At 69.1% G+C, this 288-nt stretch carries 1 pseudogene; it reads right to left on the bottom strand.

What is annotated here, in order from left to right:
* Positions 1-288, bottom strand: a pseudogene (locus tag JYB62_RS19640) (signal recognition particle protein); the annotation flags it as partial.

Raw genomic sequence — 288 nt, 5'->3', positions numbered from 1 at the left:
ACCGACGATGTCGCCCATCCCGAGGATCCGGCTCGCGAGGCCTTCGGGGCGGAACTCTTCCAGGCGATCCACCGTCTCGCCGGTTCCCAGGAACTTGATGGGAACACCGGTCACGGCCTTCACGGCGAGAGCGGCGCCACCCCGGGCGTCGCCGTCGAGCTTCGTGAGGACGACACCGTCGAGCGGCAGCCGCTCGCTGAACGCCTGGGCCACGTTGACGGCGTCGCGGCCCATCAGCGAGTCGCAGACCAGCAGCGTGTTGGCGGGAGACACGTTTCCCGTGATCGC

The sequence above is a fragment of the Algoriphagus lutimaris genome (assembly GCF_017051705.1).
GTDB classification, from domain to species: domain Bacteria; phylum Bacteroidota; class Bacteroidia; order Cytophagales; family Cyclobacteriaceae; genus Algoriphagus; species Algoriphagus lutimaris.
Note: the sequence above shows the minus strand (reverse complement) of the source record. Positions and strands in the feature narration are given on the sequence as shown.